At 66.6% G+C, this 18,618-nt stretch carries 21 protein-coding genes and 1 tRNA gene; 10 read left to right on the top strand and 12 right to left on the bottom strand.

What is annotated here, in order from left to right; translation table 11 throughout:
• Positions 1 to 31: 31 nt before the first annotated feature.
• A complete protein-coding gene (locus GC146_RS02570) occupies positions 32 to 1,036 on the top strand; it encodes a phage portal protein (RefSeq protein ID WP_291833950.1) in 1,005 nt (334 codons plus the stop codon).
• 170 nt (positions 1,037 to 1,206) lie between these two features.
• Here the strand turns inward: GC146_RS02570 and GC146_RS02575 are convergent, their stop codons facing one another.
• Entirely contained in the window at positions 1,207 to 1,431 is a 225-nt protein-coding gene (locus GC146_RS02575) for a helix-turn-helix transcriptional regulator (RefSeq protein WP_363240941.1), read from the bottom strand.
• Positions 1,432 to 1,518: 87 nt separating this feature from the next.
• Here GC146_RS02575 and GC146_RS02580 point away from each other — a divergent pair, with 87 nt between their 5' ends.
• From GC146_RS02580 to GC146_RS02595, 4 genes are all read left to right on the top strand, one after another.
• Positions 1,519 to 1,737 carry a hypothetical protein gene (locus GC146_RS02580; protein ID WP_291833958.1) on the top strand — a complete coding sequence of 73 codons (219 nt, stop codon included), beginning with the start codon at positions 1,519 to 1,521 and terminating at the stop codon, positions 1,735 to 1,737.
• A 93-nt stretch (positions 1,738 to 1,830) separates the two neighbouring features.
• On the top strand, positions 1,831 to 2,256 hold the full coding sequence (locus tag GC146_RS02585) for a MerR family transcriptional regulator (RefSeq protein ID WP_291833960.1): 426 nt from the start codon (positions 1,831 to 1,833) through the stop codon (positions 2,254 to 2,256).
• Positions 2,256 to 2,435: a hypothetical protein gene (locus GC146_RS02590; RefSeq protein ID WP_291833963.1), complete on the top strand. Its 180-nt coding sequence runs from the start codon at positions 2,256 to 2,258 to the stop codon at positions 2,433 to 2,435. The genes GC146_RS02585 and GC146_RS02590 overlap by 1 nt, the downstream gene beginning before the upstream one ends.
• Positions 2,436 to 2,470: 35 nt before the next feature.
• A complete protein-coding gene (locus GC146_RS02595) occupies positions 2,471 to 3,487 on the top strand; it encodes a tyrosine-type recombinase/integrase (RefSeq protein ID WP_291833965.1) in 1,017 nt (338 codons plus the stop codon).
• Between the two features lie 20 nt (positions 3,488 to 3,507).
• On the opposite strand, the gene GC146_RS02600 is transcribed toward GC146_RS02595, so the two are convergent.
• From GC146_RS02600 to glpX, 3 genes are all read right to left on the bottom strand, one after another.
• Positions 3,508 to 3,582 (bottom strand) — tRNA-Glu (locus GC146_RS02600).
• An 84-nt stretch (positions 3,583 to 3,666) separates the two neighbouring features.
• A complete protein-coding gene (recJ, locus tag GC146_RS02605; protein ID WP_291833967.1) occupies positions 3,667 to 5,424 on the bottom strand; it encodes a single-stranded-DNA-specific exonuclease RecJ in 1,758 nt (585 codons plus the stop codon).
• 79 nt (positions 5,425 to 5,503) lie between these two features.
• Positions 5,504 to 6,469, bottom strand: a complete 966-nt coding sequence (gene glpX, locus GC146_RS02610) for a class II fructose-bisphosphatase (protein ID WP_291833971.1) — start codon at positions 6,467 to 6,469, stop codon at positions 5,504 to 5,506.
• A gap of 161 nt (positions 6,470 to 6,630) precedes the next feature.
• On the opposite strand from glpX, the gene GC146_RS02615 reads away from it, so the two are divergent.
• Positions 6,631 to 7,269 (top strand): glutathione S-transferase family protein, encoded by a 639-nt coding sequence (locus tag GC146_RS02615; protein ID WP_291833972.1) that lies wholly within the window; start codon positions 6,631 to 6,633, stop codon positions 7,267 to 7,269.
• A gap of 13 nt (positions 7,270 to 7,282) precedes the next feature.
• Here GC146_RS02615 and GC146_RS02620 read toward each other — a convergent pair whose 3' ends face one another.
• From GC146_RS02620 to GC146_RS02635, 4 genes are all read right to left on the bottom strand, one after another.
• Positions 7,283 to 7,666 (bottom strand): VOC family protein, encoded by a 384-nt coding sequence (locus tag GC146_RS02620; protein ID WP_291833975.1) that lies wholly within the window; start codon positions 7,664 to 7,666, stop codon positions 7,283 to 7,285.
• A 68-nt stretch (positions 7,667 to 7,734) separates the two neighbouring features.
• Positions 7,735 to 9,021: a homoserine dehydrogenase gene (locus GC146_RS02625; RefSeq protein ID WP_291833978.1), complete on the bottom strand. Its 1,287-nt coding sequence runs from the start codon at positions 9,019 to 9,021 to the stop codon at positions 7,735 to 7,737.
• Between the two features lie 58 nt (positions 9,022 to 9,079).
• A complete protein-coding gene (locus tag GC146_RS02630) occupies positions 9,080 to 9,406 on the bottom strand; it encodes a hypothetical protein (protein ID WP_291833980.1) in 327 nt (108 codons plus the stop codon).
• A gap of 70 nt (positions 9,407 to 9,476) precedes the next feature.
• Complete coding sequence (locus tag GC146_RS02635; protein WP_291833984.1) at positions 9,477 to 10,388, bottom strand: pirin family protein; 912 nt, start codon at positions 10,386 to 10,388, stop codon at positions 9,477 to 9,479.
• Between the two features lie 167 nt (positions 10,389 to 10,555).
• On the opposite strand from GC146_RS02635, the gene GC146_RS02640 reads away from it, so the two are divergent.
• Entirely contained in the window at positions 10,556 to 11,500 is a 945-nt protein-coding gene (locus GC146_RS02640) for an NAD(P)-dependent oxidoreductase (RefSeq protein WP_291833987.1), read from the top strand.
• 51 nt (positions 11,501 to 11,551) lie between these two features.
• Complete coding sequence (locus GC146_RS02645) at positions 11,552 to 12,061, top strand: hypothetical protein (RefSeq protein ID WP_291833990.1); 510 nt, start codon at positions 11,552 to 11,554, stop codon at positions 12,059 to 12,061.
• On the opposite strand, the gene GC146_RS02650 is transcribed toward GC146_RS02645, so the two are convergent.
• Genes GC146_RS02650 through GC146_RS02660 form a run of 3 tightly spaced genes read right to left on the bottom strand, consistent with a single transcriptional unit; the run spans position 12,058 to position 14,914 of the window.
• Positions 12,058 to 12,669: a hypothetical protein gene (locus GC146_RS02650; protein WP_291833992.1), complete on the bottom strand. Its 612-nt coding sequence runs from the start codon at positions 12,667 to 12,669 to the stop codon at positions 12,058 to 12,060. The two genes, GC146_RS02645 and GC146_RS02650, sit on opposite strands and share 4 nt — an antisense overlap.
• A complete protein-coding gene (locus GC146_RS02655; RefSeq protein WP_291833993.1) occupies positions 12,669 to 13,205 on the bottom strand; it encodes a TadE/TadG family type IV pilus assembly protein in 537 nt (178 codons plus the stop codon). Before GC146_RS02655 ends, GC146_RS02650 begins: the two co-directional genes overlap by 1 nt.
• Complete coding sequence (locus tag GC146_RS02660) at positions 13,202 to 14,914, bottom strand: Tad domain-containing protein (RefSeq protein WP_291833995.1); 1,713 nt, start codon at positions 14,912 to 14,914, stop codon at positions 13,202 to 13,204. The genes GC146_RS02655 and GC146_RS02660 overlap by 4 nt, the downstream gene beginning before the upstream one ends.
• A gap of 347 nt (positions 14,915 to 15,261) precedes the next feature.
• Between GC146_RS02660 and GC146_RS02665 the strand changes: the two genes are divergently transcribed.
• Positions 15,262 to 16,704: a Glu/Leu/Phe/Val dehydrogenase gene (locus GC146_RS02665; RefSeq protein WP_291833997.1), complete on the top strand. Its 1,443-nt coding sequence runs from the start codon at positions 15,262 to 15,264 to the stop codon at positions 16,702 to 16,704.
• Here the strand turns inward: GC146_RS02665 and GC146_RS02670 are convergent.
• Positions 16,701 to 17,180, bottom strand: coding sequence for a hypothetical protein (locus tag GC146_RS02670; protein WP_291834000.1), 480 nt, complete (start codon positions 17,178 to 17,180; stop codon positions 16,701 to 16,703). The two genes, GC146_RS02665 and GC146_RS02670, sit on opposite strands and share 4 nt — an antisense overlap.
• Positions 17,181 to 17,361: 181 nt before the next feature.
• Between GC146_RS02670 and GC146_RS02675 the strand changes: the two genes are divergently transcribed.
• The gene (locus GC146_RS02675; protein WP_291834002.1) at positions 17,362 to 18,615 is read left to right on the top strand and encodes a sarcosine oxidase subunit beta family protein; all 1,254 of its coding nucleotides are present in this window, start codon (positions 17,362 to 17,364) and stop codon (positions 18,613 to 18,615) included.
• Positions 18,616 to 18,618 lie beyond the last annotated feature (3 nt).

Genomic DNA, 18,618 nt, shown 5'->3' on the forward strand with positions numbered 1-18,618 from the left:
GGCCAGCGGGACCGGTTACACTGCGGCAATCATGGCGGCGCGCGAAAGCTACATCGCCGGCGCCGCGGGCGTGGGCGAGCTGACCGGGGCGGTGCAGACATGTGTGGGCTTGTGGGAAAGCGGCCTAGCCCTTGCCGATGTGCAGGGCACCGACCTGCTGACCCGCGCCGCGATGGCGATTGCCGCACGCGGGCTGGCCCTGCGGGGCGAGGCGGTGTTCCTGATCCGAGAAACGGGCCTGGTGCCGGTGTCCGACTGGGAGGTTTCGACCCGCGACGGCGTGCCGCGCGCGTATCGCCTGAGCTTGTCCGACGCCGGCGGCGGCCGGTCGCAGACGGCCCTTGCGGCCGAGGTGCTTCACTTTCGGCACGGCAGCGACGCGACGGCGCCATGGACCGGCACGGCGCCGCTGCGCCGCGCGCAACTGACGGCCGGCATGTTGCAGGCGATCGAGGCCGCGCTCGCCGAAGTCTACGCGGACGCGCCGCTTGGCAGCCAGATCGTGCCCTACCCGGAGGCGACGGAACCTGAGAAAGAGCGCCTCGGCCGGGCGTTCCGGGGCAGCCGGGGGCGCGTGATCCTGCGCGAATCCGTCCAAGTCTCGGCGGCCGGCGGCCCGGCGCCGATGCAGGATTGGCAACCGCGCGACCTGTCCCCCGACCTCTCGAAGTCGCTGACAAGAGAGCACCTTGCCGGGGCGCGAGATTCGATTTGCGGGGTGTTCGGCGTCCTGCCGGCGCTTCTTAATCCGGCCACTACAGGGCCTATGGTGAGAGAAGCGCAAAGACACCTTGCGACGTGGGCCCTCCAACCGATTGCCATGCGCATCGCGGAAGAGGCCAGCGCCAAGCTGGGCGGCGAGGTGATGGTTGACACGCTGCGCCCGCTTCAAGCTTTTGATGTCGGCGGCCGAGCGCGGGCGCTGGGGGCGCTCATCACGGCGATGTCGGACGCGAAGGCGGCCGGGATCGAGGGCGAGGCGCTTAACAAACTGCTAACGCTGGTGAATTGGGGCGAGGGCGACCACGCCGCCTGAGACGGGCAGGGCGCGCCCTGGGCTCATCTGCCGCCCGAAGCGCCCCGGCAAGTCGGGAAGTGCCGTTACAACACCGACAAGGCGCGGCTGGCTTCCTACCGGCGTGGCGCGGGCGGCGGGCGGGTTGCAGCGCAGCGCCGCCGGGGGCCGGTCCGAAAAAGGGCCGGCCCCTACTTCTTTCGGAGGGCGACGCCGGGACCGTTGCCGTTTTCGGGCGTGAAGACGACGCCCGCCCCTTCAAGGGCGGCGCGGATCGCGGCGACGGTCGCTTCTCGCAAGTTTTCGCCGCGCTCAAACCTAGCGACTGTATCGGGTGAAACGCCCGCCAGTTGCGCAAGATCGCGGACACCTAGGCCAGTTGCCGCGCGGGCCATTTTGCATTGCGTTGCGTTCATATCGTAACCACGTTCTGAAATAGCTTGACCGTTTCAGGGCCATGTCGTATCGTAACGATGTTATGAAACATAAGCAAGGACTACACAATGACGAACCCGCATGACATTCCCGCCGACGCGCTTGAGCTTCTCGAAGACATCCGCATGCAGGCCGTCCACCTCAATGAGATGTTGTTCGCCGTAGATTTTATGGACAACTGCGCGCAGGACGAAATCAAGGTCAGAAGCGCCACAACGTCGCTGATCATGATCGCCAAGTCGCTCAGCGAGAAGTTGCTGGCCGACCTTGACCGGGTAGCCGGATGAGCGCGGTCAGTCTGGCGCGGAACAATCCCGGTTGACGTGTTGCGCCTCTCACGCTATGTCTGTGAGAAATCAATCACGACGAAGGACGATTACATGAATTCCGCTAATTTTGCCGAACGACTGGGGGTTTCGCAAGACAACCTCCGAGACTGGCGCCGCCGCGGCGTATCGCTTGGTGGCGCTGCGGTGAACGGCCGGGTTGATTTTTCCGACTTCGACCTGATCGCCGCGCGCGTCATGATTAACCTGGCCCGCGCGGCCTTCGACCTGCCTGACGCATGGCGCGCGGCGACCGTAGTCGCGCCGTGGGTGGCTTCCGCGCTCAACGTCAAGGTGCCCACCGATCGGAACGTGACCGCGAGCGGCGAGCGTCCGCGATTCGCCGTGAAGACGCCCGCCGGCGTGCACCTGCGTGCCAGTTTGGAAACGCTGGCCGATCTGGATTTTTCTGTTGCCTCAGTGATCCTGATCGACCGCGTGACCGACGCGGTTCGCGCCGAAATGGAGGCCGACGACTGATGGCCCAGCCGCGCGCCGCATTGAAGCAATCCGACCTGACCCGCTACGCCAAGGCGATGCGGGCGGCTGGAATTGCCGAGTGGCGCGTGGAGGTGCAGCCGGGAGGCAAGGTTACGATCATCGCCGGAAAGCTGGACGAGAAGCAGGCCGGTCCCGATCCCGACGAGCTGCTCAAATGAGGCGGCGCAACCGATTCCCCGGCGTCCGCAAGAACGTGGTCAAGGGCCGCGTTTACTGGCGTTTCGAGGCCGGCGATTTCCGGTGTAACCTGCCCGGCCCGTATGGCGGCCCCGAGTTTCTGGCGGCCTATGAGGCGGCCTTGGAGGGTGCGAGGGCGCCGCGCTCGACGGCCGAACCTGACACGGTGGCATGGCTGATCGAGCAATACCTGGGCAGCCTGAAATTTGCCAATTTGTCGCCGTCTCGCAAGCGCAGCATCCGGGGCGAACTGGACTGGTTGCGCGAGACTGCTGGCAAGTATCATTTCGCCCGCCTTGAGGTGCGGCACGTCGAAGCCCTCATGGCCAAGAAGGCCGGCCCGACCGCGGCGAACACCGTCAAGAAAAACATGTCGATGCTGTTCAATTTCGCGGCAAAGAAGCTGGGATACATCGGCCCGAACCCGGCAAAATTTGCCGAGCGCATGAAGGTCAATCCGGACGGCTACCACACCTGGACCGATGCAGAGGTTGACCGTTTCCTAGCCCGCCACGGTGCCGGATCGACGGCGCGACTGGCGGTGCTGTTGGCCCTGAACACGGGCATGGCGCGGCAAGACCTGTGCCGCGTCGGCTGGCAGCACGTCAGCGCCGGCCGGATTGCCTACAAGCGTGGCAAGACGAGCGTCGCGGCCGATCTGCCGATCCTGCCCGACCTGGCGGCCGAACTTGCGCTGATCCCGTCCGGGCGGCTGCTATTCCTCACGCACGGCGACGGGAAGCCATACAAGCCCGAGACGCTGGGAAACTGGTTCCGAGACCGGTGCAGAGAGGCAGGCGTGCCGGGTTCGCTGCATGGTCTGCGCAAGGCCGGCGCGACCCGCCTCGCCGATGCCGGTGCCTCGAATTGGGAAATCGCGTCATACCTCGCACACGCCGACACAAAGCAGGCGGACGTTTACACGAAGAAGGCGAACCGCGCCAAGCTGGCGGATTCAGGGTTCGCCAAGCTCTCCAACGTGTCCAACTTTCCCGATCCGTTGGACAGAAAGGCAGGAAAAGGCAATGAATAACAATAGCTTAGCGGAAGAAATGGCAGCCCGTAGGGGAGTCGAACCCCTCTTTTCAGGTTGAAAACCTGACGTCCTAACCGATAGACGAACGGGCCACAGAAGGTGGAGGTCTCTTAGGCAAAGGCCGGGGCGAGGGCAAGGGGGTTTTCGCGGGCAGGTGCAAGAATCCTGCGTTACGCTCAGCCCGCCGGCGCGGCATCGTCAAGGCGCAGTTGCACGCGGCGCCGGCCCTGCCAGTCATTCACCTCGACATGGCCGGCAAGATGGAAGCGGGCGCCGCCATGGGCCATCAACGCAGGGCCAAGCGGGCCATCCATCGCGCCAAAGCCGATCGCCTCCAGCCGCCCGCCATGGCCGTCCGAAAGCCGCAGCTTGAGGTGGCCGGACCCCACGATGCGCGCGTCTGTAATGGCAAGGTCCGGGAATGCAAAGCGCGGCGCGGGCGCGGCTGCGCCAAAGGGCCCGGCCGCCTCGACCTGCTCGATCAGTTCGGGTGTCGCGGCCCCCGGCATAAGGGCGGCATCGATGCGCAGATCGGGTCGGCCGCCTGCGCCGGCACCCTGCTGCGCCAGCAGCTCGGCCAGACGCGCCATCGCGGGTTCGACCATGTCTCGCTTCACCGTCAGGCCCGCGGCCATCCGGTGGCCACCACCCTTGACCAACAGCCCTTCGGCCGCGAGCCGCTGGACGGCCGCGCCAAGATCGACGCCCGGAACCGACCGGGCCGACCCCTTGCCCTCGTCGCCGTCCAGCCCGATCACCACGGCCGGGCGGTGCGTGGTCTCCTTCAGCCTGCCGGCAACGATGCCGATCACGCCGGGGTGCCAGCCTTCTCCCGCGGCCCAGACCAGCGGCCCCTCCAGCCCGCGCGCCTCGGCCTGTTCCAGTGCCACTGCGCGCACCTGCGCCTCGATCTCGCGCCGCTCGGTATTCAGCTCGTCCAGCCGGGCGGCCAGCGCGCCCGCCTCGGCCGGGTCGGGCGTGGCCAGCAGCCGCGCGCCCAGATCGGCCCGCCCCACGCGCCCGCCGGCGTTCACCCGCGGCCCCAGCAGAAAGCCAAGGTGATAAGCAGTTGGCGCGCTCGCCATCCCCGCGACATCCGAAAGCGCCACCAGCCCGGGCCGTTGCCGCCGCGCCATCACCGCCAGCCCCTGCCGCACGAAGGCACGGTTGACCCCGATCAACGGCGCGACATCCGCCACGGTGGCCAGCGCAACAAGGTCAAGCAGATCCATCAGATCAGGTCCACTCTGCCCCGCGCCGCGCATCTGGCGGTTCGCCTCGACCAGCGCCAGGAACACGACCCCCGCCGCGCACAGGTGGCCAAGGTCGCCGCTTTCGTCCTGCCGGTTCGGGTTCACCACGGCCAGCGCCGGTGGCAGCGTCTCGCCGCCCAGGTGATGGTCCAGCACCAGCACGTCGGCGCCCTTCGCCGCGGCAATCGCCGCGTGGCTCAGCGTGCCGCAGTCGACGCAGACGATCAAGTCGTGCGCTTGGGCCAGTGCCGCCATCGCGGGCGGGTTGGGTCCGTAACCTTCGTCAATCCTGTCGGGAATATAAAGCGTCGCCTCCCGCACCATTGCCCTCAGCCAGACGATCAGCAGCGCGGCCGAGGCGCCGCCGTCCACGTCGTAATCGGCGAAGATCGCGATGCGCTGACCTTGCTCGACCGCGCGCAGCAGCCGCCCGGCCGCCACTTCCATGTCGCGCAGCGACCGCGGGTCGGGCAGCAATTCGCGCAGCGTCGGCGCCAGCCACGCGCCCGATGCCTCGGGCGCCACGCCGCGCGCGGCCAGCACGGCACAAAGCGCGGGCGGCAGGCCAACCTGCTGCGCCATCGCCGCGGCCAGCCGTTCAGCCTCCGCGCCGGGGCCCACCCAGCGCCGCCCGCCCAGACTTTGCTCGACATTCAGAAAGGCGCGGTCCGTCCCCGTCATTGCGCGCGGGTTCTCCTTCTTCTGGCCCCAAATACTCCCCGCCGGAGGCAGCCGGCCCCGTCAGGGGCCGGCCCCCCGCTCAGGGCATCGGATTGCGGTAGCTCATCCGCCGGACAGATCCGGTTTTCGAGCGCATCAGGATCGTCTCGGCCGTGACATAGCCCACCTCGCGCTTGATCCCCGGAAGCAGACTGCCGTCGGTCACGCCGGTTGCGGCAAAGATCACGTCGCCCGTCACAAGGTCGTCACGGGTATAGACCCTGTCGAAGTTGGTGATGCCGGCCTTGCGCGCGCGGCCCTTCTCGTCGTCGTTGCGAAACAGCAGCTTGCCAAACATCTGCCCGCCCATGCATTTCAGCGCGGCGGCCGCCAGCACGCCCTCGGGCGCGCCGCCCGCGCCCATGTACATGTCGATGCCGGTCAGGATGGGGTCCGCGCAATGCATCACGCCGGCCACGTCGCCATCCGTGATCAGCCGGATCGCCGCCCCGGTTGCGCGGATCTCGGCAATCATCGCCTCGTGGCGCGGGCGTTCCAGCACGCAGACGGTGATGTCCTGGGTCGAGCATCCCTTGGCCGCGGCGAGCGCCGAGACGCGCTCGGACGGGCTCATGTCCAGCGTCACCACGCCGCGGCGGAACCCCGGCCCGATTGCCAGCTTGTCCATGTAGACATCCGGCGCGTGCAGCATCGAGCCGCGCGGGCCCATCGCGATGACGGCCAGCGCGTTGGGCATGTCCTTGGCGGTCAGCGTGGTGCCTTCCAGCGGGTCCAGCGCGATGTCAACCGCGGGGCCATCGCCGGTGCCCACCTCCTCGCCGATATAAAGCATCGGCGCCTCGTCGCGCTCGCCCTCGCCGATCACCACGACACCCTTGATGTCGAGCTTGTTGAGCTGGGTGCGCATCGCGTCCACCGCGGCCTGGTCGGCGGCCTTCTCGTCGCCGCGCCCGATCAGGCGGGCGCAGGCGATAGCCGCGGCCTCGGACACGCGGGCAAGGCCCAGCGACAGCATGCGGTCGTTGAAATCGGCGGGGTGGGACATCGGGCGTTTCCTTGTCTGAGGTCACGCCATGCCTACCCTGCCGATCATGACAGCCGCAAGGCGCGCGAACCGGGGTTTCGTCGCTAACATCGCGCCCCCAGGGCGCTTGCCTGCGACGCGGGAGCGCAGTTGAGTGATCCGGCAACGGCAGGGGCGCGGCGATGATCACGGTTTACGGCGAGGGGCGGGGCCTTCGGGTGGTCTGGCTGCTGGAGGAAATGGGCTTGCCCTACCGGCTGCGCGATGTCGACCTGCTGGCCGACGTGACGCAGGATACCGCGTTCATGGCGCTCAACCCCGCGGGCTTCATCCCGGCGCTGGTCGATGGCGCGGTCACGATGGTCGAATCCATCGCGATCATGGAATATCTGATGGCCCGCCACGGGCCCACGCCGCTGATGCCCGCGCCCGAGGACGCGGCCTTCCCCGCCTACAAGCAGTTCCTGCTGCTGGGCGAGGCCGGGCTGGGGCAGGCAGGTTATTTCTGGTCGAACGCGCTGCGCCTGCCCGAAGGCCAGCGCGACAACCCCACGGCCCGGCACACGAAATACCAGTTCGACAGCCGGCTGAAGCTGGTCGAGCGGCAGCTGGCCGCCGCGCCCTACATGGCCGGCGCGGCCTTTACCGCCGCCGACATCTCGGTGGCCTACGCGCTTGACCATGCCCATTACAGCGCGGCCTATCCCTTTGGCCCGTCCGTGCGGTCCTACCTCGACCGGCTACATGCCCGGCCCGGCTACCAGCGGGCGCTGGCGGCCTGCCCGGCGACGCGGGGCTGGTATGCGTCGACGGGGCGTTAGGGCACCGGCGGGCCTATTCCGGCAGGTGGCAGACTGCCTCGATGTTGTTGCCATCAGGGTCTAGCAGGAAGGCGCCGTAGTAGTTGGGATGGTAGTGCGGCCGCAGGCCCGGCGCGCCATTGTCGCGCCCGCCGGCCTTCAGCCCGGCGGCATGGAACGCCGCCACCTCGGCGCGCGAGCCGGCTGTGAAGGCCACGTGCACCGGCGGGGTCTGCGCGGCGCCCTCGTGCAGCCAGAAGGCCGGGCCCTCGCGCCCCCAGCCGCCCACCTTGACGCCGCCAGTGATCTCCGCCGGCAGCGTCACCGTATGCCGGATGCCCAGCGGCGCCAGCGCGCCGTCGTAGAACGTTTTGGCCGCATCGAAATCGCTGACGCTCAGCCCTGTATGGTCGATCATCGTCATCCCCCTTGCGCAGGTAACGGCGTCAGGGGGTCATATCGGGCTGGCCGCTGTCAAGCTGTCGCTCAGACCGCCTCGATCCGGATTGCCACGGGAGCACCTTCGACCACGCCCGTCGCGGCAAAGGCGGCCAGCGCCTCGTCCAGCGCGCCGCGGGTGGTCTTGTGGGTGACGATCAGCACCGGCGCGCTGGTGTCCTGATGGCCGTACTGCCGCATCCGGTCGATGCTGATGCCCGCCTCGCCCAGCACGCGGGCGACCTTGGCCAGTGCGCCGGGTTTGTCGACCAGTTGCATCCGCAGGTAGTAGGGCGCTGGCACTGCCGCGCGGGCGGCGCGGGCCTTGCGCAGGCTGGTCGCGGGCTGGCCGAAGGTGGGCATCCGCACGCCGCGGGCAAGGTCGATGACATCGCCCATCACGGCGCTGGCGGTGGGCCCGCTGCCCGCGCCCGCGCCGCGCAGCACGATCTGGCCCACCGCGTCGCCCTCCAGCACCACCATGTTGGTGCCGCCCTGAAGCTGCCCCAGCGGCGAGGTGTCGGGGACAAGGCAGGGCGACATCCGCTGTTCCAGTCCGCGCCCGGTCATCTGTGCGACACCCAGAAGCTTGATCTTGTAGCCCATGTCGGCGGCCTGCACGATGTCGTCGATGGTGATCGCGCCGATCCCTTCCAGTTCCACCGCGCCGAAATCCACCTGCGTGCCGAAGGCGATAGCGGCCAGCAGTGCCAGCTTGTGGCCCGCGTCGATGCCGCCCACGTCCAGCTCGGGGTCGGCCTCGAGGTAACCCAGCCCGTCGGCCTCGGCGAAGGCCTCGGCATAGGTCAGGCCGGCATTCTCCATCCGCGTCAGGATGTAATTGCAGGTGCCGTTCATCACGCCCATGACGCGGGTCATCGCGTTGCCCGCCAGCCCCTCGGTCAGCGCCTTGATCACCGGGATGCCGCCGGCGACGGCCGCCTCGAAGCGGATCACGCGGCCCTGCGCCTCGGCCGCCTCGGCTAGCGCCTGGCCATGGATCGCCAGCAGCGCCTTGTTCGCGGTCACCACGTCCTTGCCCGCGGCCAGTGCCGCCTCGGTCGCGGCCTTGGCCGGCCCGTCCGAACCGCCCATCAGTTCGACCAGCACGTCGACATCGTCACGCCGTGCCAGTGCCACCGCGTCATCTTCCCATTCATAGGCGTCCAGCGGCACGCCGCGGTCCTTGTCGCGCGTGCGCGCGCTGACGGCGCTGATCGTGACCGGACGACCCGCGCGGGCGGCCAGCAGGTCGGCATGGGTCTGCACGATGCGCACCACGCCCGAGCCGACCGTGCCCAGACCGGCGATTCCAAGGCGAAGGGGGCTGGTCATGGCAAGGCGTTCCCGTGTGCTGAAAGGCGTGCCCGAGGCTGTTACCGCGAAGGCGGCGCTACTGCAACGCGGTGGTGTCGATGCCTGCACGGATGCGCGCCAGCGTGGCCGCATCTATGGCAGGCGCGCGAAGCGATGCCGCCCGCGCGCGCAAGGCCGAGACGCGCGCGAGGATCGGTGCCGAAAGGTCGGGTGCGGCGACGGGCGGGGTGTTGCGTGGCTGGCCCGCCGCGACCAGCAGCGGATCAAGCGGGACGAGCGCGGGGAAAGGCGCCGCCTCGGCCGCGGCCGAACTGGCCGACATCGTCCGGGGCGGCGCCGCGCAGCCGGTCAGGCCCAGCGCGAGGGCAAGGGCAGTTGCAAGCAGGGCAGGGCGGCGGGGCATCGGCGGGTCCGGGCAGCGGCAGGGTCGCCCCACCAGCCTATGCCGCGCTGCGAGGGGCGGCAAGCCGCAGCTAGTGCGCGGGCCGGATGAAGGTGCCGTTGTTCAGTTCGCGGATCGCCTGCCGCAACTCGTCCTGCGTGTTCATGACGATCGGTCCGTGCCACGCGACGGGTTCCTCGATCGGCGCGCCCGAGATCAACAGAAAGCGGATGCCCTCGGGCCCGGCCTGCACCGTCACCTCGTCGCCGGTGCCAAAGCGGATCAGCGTGCGGTTGCCCGACATGTCGCGGATGTTCACCTCTTCGCCCATCACTTCCTTTTCCAGCAGCACACCATGCGGGCGCGAGGCGTCGGCAAATTTGCCTGCGCCCTGAAAGACATAAGCGAAAGCGCGACGGTAGGTGTCGACCTTGAAGGTCTTTTTCACGCCCGCCGGCACGAAGATGTCGAGGTATTGCGGATCGGCGGCGATGCCATCGACGGGGCCGGTCTGGCCCCAGAAGCTGCCGACGATGATCTTAACCCGCGTGCCGTCACCATCGACCACCTCGGGAATGTCCTTGCCCTTGACGTCCTGGTAGCGCGGCGCGGTCATCTTCAGGCCGGAAGGCAGGTTCGCCCAAAGCTGGAATCCGTGCATTTGCCCGGCGATGTTTCCCTTGGGCATCTCCTGGTGCAGGATGCCCGACCCGGCGGTCATCCACTGCACGTCGCCCGCGCCAAGCTTCCCCGAATTGCCAAGGCTGTCGCCATGCTCGACCGTGCCGTTCAGGACGTAGGTGATCGTCTCGATCCCGCGATGGGGGTGCCACGGGAAACCGCGGATGTAATCGTCGGGCCGGTCGCCGCGGAAATCGTCGAAGAGCAGGAACGGGTCCAGCTCGGTCGGGTCCTGAAAGCCGAAGGCGCGGTGCAGGCGGACGCCCGCGCCCTCCATCGTGGGCATGGCGCGGCGGGTTTCCAGCGTGGGGCGAATGGACATGGGTGCAACTCCTCTTTGGTGGCGAAGATAGGGCGTGCCTTGCGCACTTGCCACGCGCGGCCCCGCACAGCCATGGTGCATCCGCGAAGCAGGCATGTCGCATTGGGGCCAGACGGGCATCAGGGCGCCGCGCAAGGGTCGCGCGCAAACGGCAGGGAGGAATTGCCATGAAGGTCGGGTTCATCGGATTGGGAAATGTCGGCGCCAAGCTGGCGGGAAGCGTGCGGCGCAACGGGTTCGACCTGTCGGTGCATGACCTCGACGCGGCGGCGGTTGCGGAGATGGTGGCGCTTGGCGCCCGCGACGGTGGCAGCCCGGCAGCGATGATGCGCGACTGCGACGTGGTCATCACCTGCCTGCCCTCGCCCGCCGCCTGCGCTGCGGTGGTCGAACTGATGTTGCCCGAGGTGAAGCCGGGCAAGATCTGGATGGAGATGTCCACCACCGACGCCGACGAGGTGGCCCGTCTTGGCGCCGAGGTGATCGCGCGCGGCGGCATGGCCGCGGAATGCCCGGTCTCGGGCGGGTGCCATCGCGCGGCGACCGGCAATATCAGCATTTTCATGGGCGGCACGCGCGAGACCTTCGACGCGGTCTTTCCGCTTTTGAAGGTGCTGGGCCGGCGCATCCTGCATACCGGGCCGCTGGGTACGGCCAGCACGCTGAAGGTGATGACGAACTACCTGGCCACCGCGAACCTGCTGACCTGCATCGAGGCGATGGTCACGATGAAGGCCGCGGGGATGGACCTTGCCACCACCTATGAGGCGATCAAGATTTCCTCCGGCACTTCCTTCGTCCACGAAACCGAAAGCCAGATGATCCTGAACGGCTGCCGCGACATCAACTTCACGATGGACCTGGTGAAGAAGGATATCGGCCTTTTCCAGCATATCGCCGAAGAGGCCGACGTGCCGCTGGAGATCAGCCCGCTGATGGTCTCGATCTTCGAGGATGGTATCCGGCGCTATGGCCCGCGTGCCCAGTCCGACCGCATTGTCGAGCGGTTGGAAGAGGCGACAGGCCTCAGCATCCTCGCCCCTGGCTTTCCCGCCGAGATGATCGACGACGAGCCGGAAGAGCCGGGTTACGAGGTGGTGCCGCTACGCTGAGGCTGGTCAAGGCCGTCGGGCCGGGATAGGGCGCGGACGATGGAGACGCCGATGACCAGACTTTCACCTGATCCCGATGCCGACGGCATCATCATGCGCGCGGCGCCCTCGCCGTTTCGCCGGGTCTTTGCGTGGACGGTCCTGATGGTACTGGGCGCGCTGCTGATCTGGTTCGGTGTGGTCGAGGCCGCGCCGGCCGCCGTACGTGCGGCGCTGGTCACCGGTGGCGCCATGGCGATCTGGGCCGGCGAACGGCTGCGCCGCCTGACATGGCTGATGCTGGTGCTGACCGACACTGAATTGCGCGACGGCGAAGGCCGGGTGTTGGCGCGGATCGATGCCATCGACCGGGTCGAGCGGGGAGCCTTCGCGATGAAGCCGCCCAACGGCTTTCTCCTGATGATGAAAGAGCCGGGTCCGCGCGTCTGGGTGCCGGGTATCTGGTGGCGGATGGGCCGTCGCGTCGGGGTGGGTGGCATGTTGCCCCCGCATCTGGCCAAGCACATGGCCGAGACGATCGGGCTGATGCTGATCGAACGCGACGCCGCTGCGCGGACCTAACAGGTCAGGTCGCTGGGGCTCCAGTTGCTGTTCTTGCTGCTCCAGCACAACTGCGAGGCAAAGCGCGGGCGGGTAATGATGAAGTTCTGGAACACCATCGCGTTAAGCCCCACCGACATGATCGGCTCGTAGGGCGACCATGTCTCGACCAGGATCGCCTTTTCGCCCGGCGGCATCGTCGGGATCTGGTCGCGCAATTCCTTCAGGCGGGTATCGGTCAGGACCGGCGCGCCGCCCCGCGTCTGCGACCAGACCACGTTGAAAACGCGGGAATCGTTCGGGTCCGAGGTGTTGTCGTTGTAATTGCGCTCGATCTCGGTGATCCGCATCTTGGGATTGCGACCCGCATGGGCCAGCATCTTTTGCACCTTCCACACCGAATCCAGATAGGTATTGGTGATTGGCTGGGTTTCGCGGCTCAGCATGTCCGAGACGGTATAGGCCGATTTCAGCACCGTCGTCTGGGTGCGATAGGCATCAAACCAGATGTAGGTGGCCATGTAGCACCACGCCAGCACCGGGAACATCAGGATCGCCTCGACGGCAATGCTGCCACCCTCGTCGTCGCGCAGGCGGGCGATCAGGTTGTGGAGAAGACGCGCAAACATCACAACGGCTCCATCACGAAGGCAGACATCGAAACGAGGGCGTACATCCCGCCACTTTCCTTGTGGACCTGATAGCCCAGACCCATACCCGGCAGCAGCGGTTTGAACAGCGAGCAGACGCGGAGAACCATCAACTGGTTTTCCTGCCCGTTCTGGAACTTGACCATCGGCGAAAAGGGTTCGGAGACATCGACGCAGTCTGGTGTTGACGGGATGTCGGACCAGTTGCGCAGGTCGACGCGGCGCATCTCCAGCTTCATCGTGTTCACGCAGTCGGGCAGGATGCCCGCGCCGCTGCAGATCATCCGCTTGATGTCATATGAGCTAAACGAGGTCTTGGTATTCAGGCGAATCTCGCGCACGGCCATGTCAAGGCCACGCTCCAGCATCGCCTGCCGGGTCTGCAACAGCCCCAGTTCGACCGCCGAAACGAAAAGCACCATGAAGGCCGGGAAGACCAGCACGAACTCGATCGTGGCGGTGCCGTCTTCGCGGCGCCAGAGCCGGGACAGGGAACGGAGGGCGGTGCGGATCATTGGGTCAGCTTCAGCTTGGCGATGTCGCTGGCGATGGCCGCGAAGGCAACGCTGATGTTTGTGCCTTGCACGTCAAAGTAGTGACTGGGCGAACTTGCGCAGTCCAGCAGCGTGGACTTGCCGTGCGAGCTGGCCTCGAAAGCAACGGTATAGATCACGATACCCTTGGCCTTGGCCGCGTCGCAGGTGGCCGAAAGGCGGTTGTCGGCGGGCGTCGAATCCATCACCGTTTCAAGCGCATAGTAGGTGGCGACATAGGTGTTGTAGCTGATGTAGCCGTAGCGATAGGGCTCGTAAAAGAAGTTCGAATAGATGACGGTGCGCACCCAGTTCGAATAGACGTCCTGCCAGCTGAGGTGCCGCACCGTCGAGGAATAGTCGATCCCCTGCCCGGGCTGGGCGGACTCGCCGTTCAGCTTGGTATAGTCAGGAAAACCCTGCGGATAATTGTGGATCCGGTTGTAATACGACTGGCCCAGCCAGAAGAACGTGTCGTCGGTGAAGTTGTTGGGCGTGTTGTTGTCGCTGACCAGGATCGAGAAGCGGTTGTTGCTGGTGCCGCCCAGCGTGTCGCTGGAATGGGCCTTGTTCACCCAGATCGTCGAGAGCCCCGACTTGTAGGGTTCCGCCAGATCATATTCCTGCGTGTTCTCACCGTCAGTCATCACCACCAGCACCTTCAGCGTGTCTGGTGCGGTGAAAGAGAAGGGCCGCCCGGCAGAGGCCGCCTCGACCTTGCCAGCGCCAATCAGGCCGGTGACCATCGGCTGCGAACGCGGGTCAAGCAGCGAGACGCCCCACTTCACGCCAAGGTCGATGGCGGTGTTGCCGAAGCTGACGAGGTTCTGGATTTTCGTGCGCAAGCTGGATTCGTTAGACGAATCGATGGTGATCGCGTTTTCGGTGGGCTTGAAGCACCACGGACGCTGGATCGGGCTCGCGTTGGTGTTGGTTTCGGCGCCGTAGTCGAAATCGGACACGCGGTTCCGCGTGATCGCGGTGTCGATCCAGGTGTCGGTGACCTCATTGGCGCCGATCAGCGGGCAATACGACATGTCGTGCTGAGAACTCAGCGGGTAATAGGCTGCCATGTCGGGCCCGATGTTAACCACCGCCGAATAGGGCACGATCGAAATCGTCGTCAGGCCCTGGCTGCCGGGCGCGTTGTTGGCCAGAACCGTCGAGACGAAGGATTTGGCCGCCGTGCGCAGGTTCGAAAGTTTGTTGTTGTTCTGCATCGACGAGGACATGTCGAGCACCAGCGAGACCTCGACGTTGGTCACCCGCTCTTCGGCAGTGCTGGCGGCAGGCGCGGTCATCTGGTTGATGCCCATCATGTTCATGAAGAACATCTGGACGGGCAGCCGTGTCTGGGCGCTCACAACCTTGTAGTTCAGGCCCTGCTGCACCGAGGGATCGCCCACCAGCGCGTTGATAAGACCGGCGCGGGTCAGGTAGTCGCGAACCACGTCGGCAGCGGGCAGCGTCTGGTTGAGGTTGGCGGCGGCCAGCACCGCGCGGTCAATGGTGGCCTGAAGCCTTGTGCGCGTGTTCTCGAAGCGCATCGTGTCCACCGCCATGCCCCCGACCATCAGCATCAGGACAAGCAGGAACAGCGACAGGATGATCATGCTGCCGTCGCCGTCATCGGCAAAGCGGACGAGGCGCCGGACAAGGGCACGTCCCGGATGAACGATCTTGCGTGACATAGGCCACCTTCCCAACCACTTCCCGTGCCACGTCTGGGTGGCCGCGGGGTGTTCCACTCGATCCCCCTAGATTGATCCTGAATGCGACATCTTTAGGGCGTCACGGCGTCGATATGCGGCATTGGTCCGTCTTGCGCACCAGTCGGTGCATTCCGCCATCCATCCTTTCCGTGAAGGCGACAGTGACGACGCGGGCGAATCGGCCCCCTCCGGCCGCTCAAGCGGTCGAATGGCCCGATTTCGGTATTTCTCCCGTTTTTTGGGCAAATGCCGAGCGAAGCTGGCTAAAGTCCCCCCAGAGGGTCCGGCAGGAGGGCCGGCCCGCACGTCCGGGAAGGAACGCACCCATGACCACTGCCCCTGCCATGCCGCTGGAGCCCAGTTTCCGCGAATCCGTCGACATCATGTTCAATCGTGCTGTCGCGCTGATGGATCTCAGCCCGGGGCTGGAGGAGAAGATCCGCGTCTGCAACTCGACCTACACGGTTCGGTTCGGTGTGCGCCTGCGCGGGCAGATCCATACCTTCACCGGCTACCGTTCGGTGCATTCCGAGCACATGGAACCGGTCAAGGGCGGCATCCGCTACGCGATGAGCGTGCATCAGGACGAGGTCGAGGCGCTTGCGGCGCTGATGACCTACAAATGCGCGCTGGTGGACGCGCCCTTCGGCGGCTCCAAGGGGGGGCTAAGGATCGACCCGCGCGAATGGGAAGAGCACGAGATGGAGCAGATCACTCGCCGCTTCACCTACGAACTGGTCAAGCGCAGCCTGATCCATCCCAGCCAGAACGTGCCCGCCCCCGACATGGGCACCGGCGAGCGCGAGATGGCCTGGATCGCCGACCAGTATCGGCGGATGAACACCACCGACATCAACGCCGCTGCCTGTGTCACCGGCAAGCCGATCAACGCGGGTGGCATCCAAGGCCGGACCGAGGCCACCGGGCGCGGCGTGCAATACGCCCTGCGCGAGTTCTTCCGCCACCCCGAGGACTGCGCGAAGGCCGGGCTGACAGGCGGCCTTGAGGGCAAGCGCATCATCGTGCAAGGCCTTGGTAACGTGGGCTATCACGCCGCGAAGTTCCTGCAGGAAGAAGACGGCGCAAAGATCATCGGCATCATCGAACGCGACGGCGCGCTGTTTTCCGAAGAAGGGCTGGATGTCGAGAAGGTGCGCCAGTGGATCGGCAAACACGGCGGTGTGGCCGACTACCCGAAGGTGAAATACCTCAAGGACGGCGCGACCGTGCTGGAGGCCACGTGCGACATCCTGATCCCTGCGGCGCTGGAAGGCGTGATCAATATGGGCAATGCCGCCCGGATCAAGGCGCCGCTGATCATCGAGGCCGCCAACGGGCCCGTCACGGCCGGAGCCGACGAGGTGCTGCGCGACAAGGGCACCGTCATCATCCCCGATATGTATGCCAACGCGGGTGGCGTGACGGTGAGTTACTTCGAATGGGTCAAGAACCTCAGCCATATCCGCTTTGGCCGCTTGCAGCGCCGCGCCGAGGAGGCGCGCCACCAGTTGCTGGTGGACGAGTTGGAGCGGCTGAGCGCCGACAAGGGGCTGGGATGGCAGCTGTCGCCCGGGTTCAAGGAAACCTACCTGCGCGGCGCTGGCGAGCTGGAACTGGTGCGCTCCGGCCTCGACGACACGATGCGTGCGGCCTACCAGGCGATGCGCGCGGTCTGGCATGGCCGGCCAGAGGTGCACGACCTGCGCACCGCTGCCTACATCGTTTCCATCGGCAAGGTCGCGGCCAGCTACCGCGCCAAGGGCCTTTAGGGACCGGCCGCCAGCGCGGCGCAGAATTCAGCGATGTCGGGCGCGAAATCGCCACGCTCGACCCGCGCGCGGGCGACATAGAGCGTGGCCAGCGGTTCGCGCCCGGCCAATCGCGCGAAATCGGCAAAGGCGCCGGCCGGACGGCGCGGATCAGCCCCGGTCATCACCAGCCCCAGTCGCGGCGGCAGGGCCGGATGGGCGCGCAGGAAACTGGCCATCGGCACCGCGACCCGGCCCGCCCAGACCGGTGCTGCCAGCACCAGCGCGCCGAAACGCGGCCAGTCCACAGGCGGCACCTCGACGGGCGTATCGGCACCGGCCCGCGCCGCCCGGCCCCAGACCAGCATCCCCCAAAGGCCCCCGGCGCGCACCCGCGGTGCCACGATCCTGTCCATCTCGACGGCAAGTTCGGCCGCGACGGCCGCAGCCACCCGCGCCGTCCGTTCTGACCAGGAATAGCACAAGACCCGCGTCATCGGTCGCTGCCTCGCCTCGGTGTCAGGCATACCCTGCACTTTATCCTGACCCGGCACGGTGATCTGAATCAACCGGGGTCGCGGGCAGATGCCTCTTTGTCGAAAAGCGACGTTTCGGTGGCGCAACGGGCTTGATAGGGTCATCCCCGACAACAGAGTCGGGCAAGGGGCGCGCGCGGGCATGGGCTATTCTGGGCTTCGGGTGATCTGGGAAGGGCTGACCGGCCAGACAGGGTGGAAACCCGTCTGGCGCGACCCGGCACCCAAGCCCGAATATGACATCGTCATCATCGGCGGCGGCGGCCACGGCCTGTCGACCGCCTATTACCTCGCCAAGGAACACGGGCTGCGCAACGTCGCGGTGCTGGAAAAGGGCTATCTCGGCGGCGGCAACGTGGGCCGCAACACCACCATCGTCCGGGCCAACTACTTTCTGCCCGGCAACAGCGAATTCTACAGCCATTCCCTGAAGTTGTGGGAAGGGCTGGAGGCCGATCTGAACTACAACGTGATGCATTCTCAGCGCGGGCTGATCAACCTGTTCCACTCCGACGGGCAGCGCGACGCCTTCGTGCGGCGCGGCAATTCCATGATCAACCAGGGCGATGACGCGATCCTGCTCGACCGCGAGGGCGTGCGCAAACACCTGCCCTATCTCGACTTCGACAACGTCCGCTTCCCGATCTACGGCGGGCTGCTGCATCCGCGCGGCGGCACCGCCCGGCACGATGCCGTGGCCTGGGGCTATGCCCGTGGCGCGGACCGGCGCGGTGTTGACCTGATCCAGAACTGCGAAGTCACCGGGATCGACATCGAGGGCGGAAAAGTGAAAGGCGTGCAGACCACGCGGGGGGCGATCCGGGCCAAGAAGGTTGGAATCGTGGTAGCGGGCCGGTCGGGCCAAGTGGCCGCGATGGCCGGGATGCGGCTGCCGATCGAAAGCCACGTGTTGCAGGCCTTCGTCACCGAGGGGCTGAAGCCGGTGATCGACCATGTCGTCAGCTTCGGCATGGGCCACTTCTATATCAGCCAATCCGACAAGGGCGGGCTGGTCTTCGGTGGTGATCTGGATTTCTACCCATCCTACGCCGCGCGCGGCAACCTGCCGATGAAGGAACACGTGATGGAGGCCGCGATGACGCTGATGCCGATGATCGGCAAGGCGCGGGTGCTGCGGTCCTGGGGCGGGATCATGGACATGACGCCCGATGGCAGCCCGATCATCGACAAGACCGAGACCGAGGGCCTCTTCATCGATTGCGGCTGGTGCTACGGCGGGTTCAAGGCGGTGCCCGGCTCGGGCTATTCCTTCGCGCACCTGATCGCCACCGGCACCCATCACGCCCCCGCCGCCAAGTTCCGGCTGGACCGCTTCCGCACCGGGCGCGGGCTGATGGACGAAGAGGGCACCGGCGCCCAACACAATTTGCACTAGGGG

This window comes from Limimaricola sp., from assembly GCF_016125575.1.
Lineage (GTDB): Bacteria > Pseudomonadota > Alphaproteobacteria > Rhodobacterales > Rhodobacteraceae > WGLM01.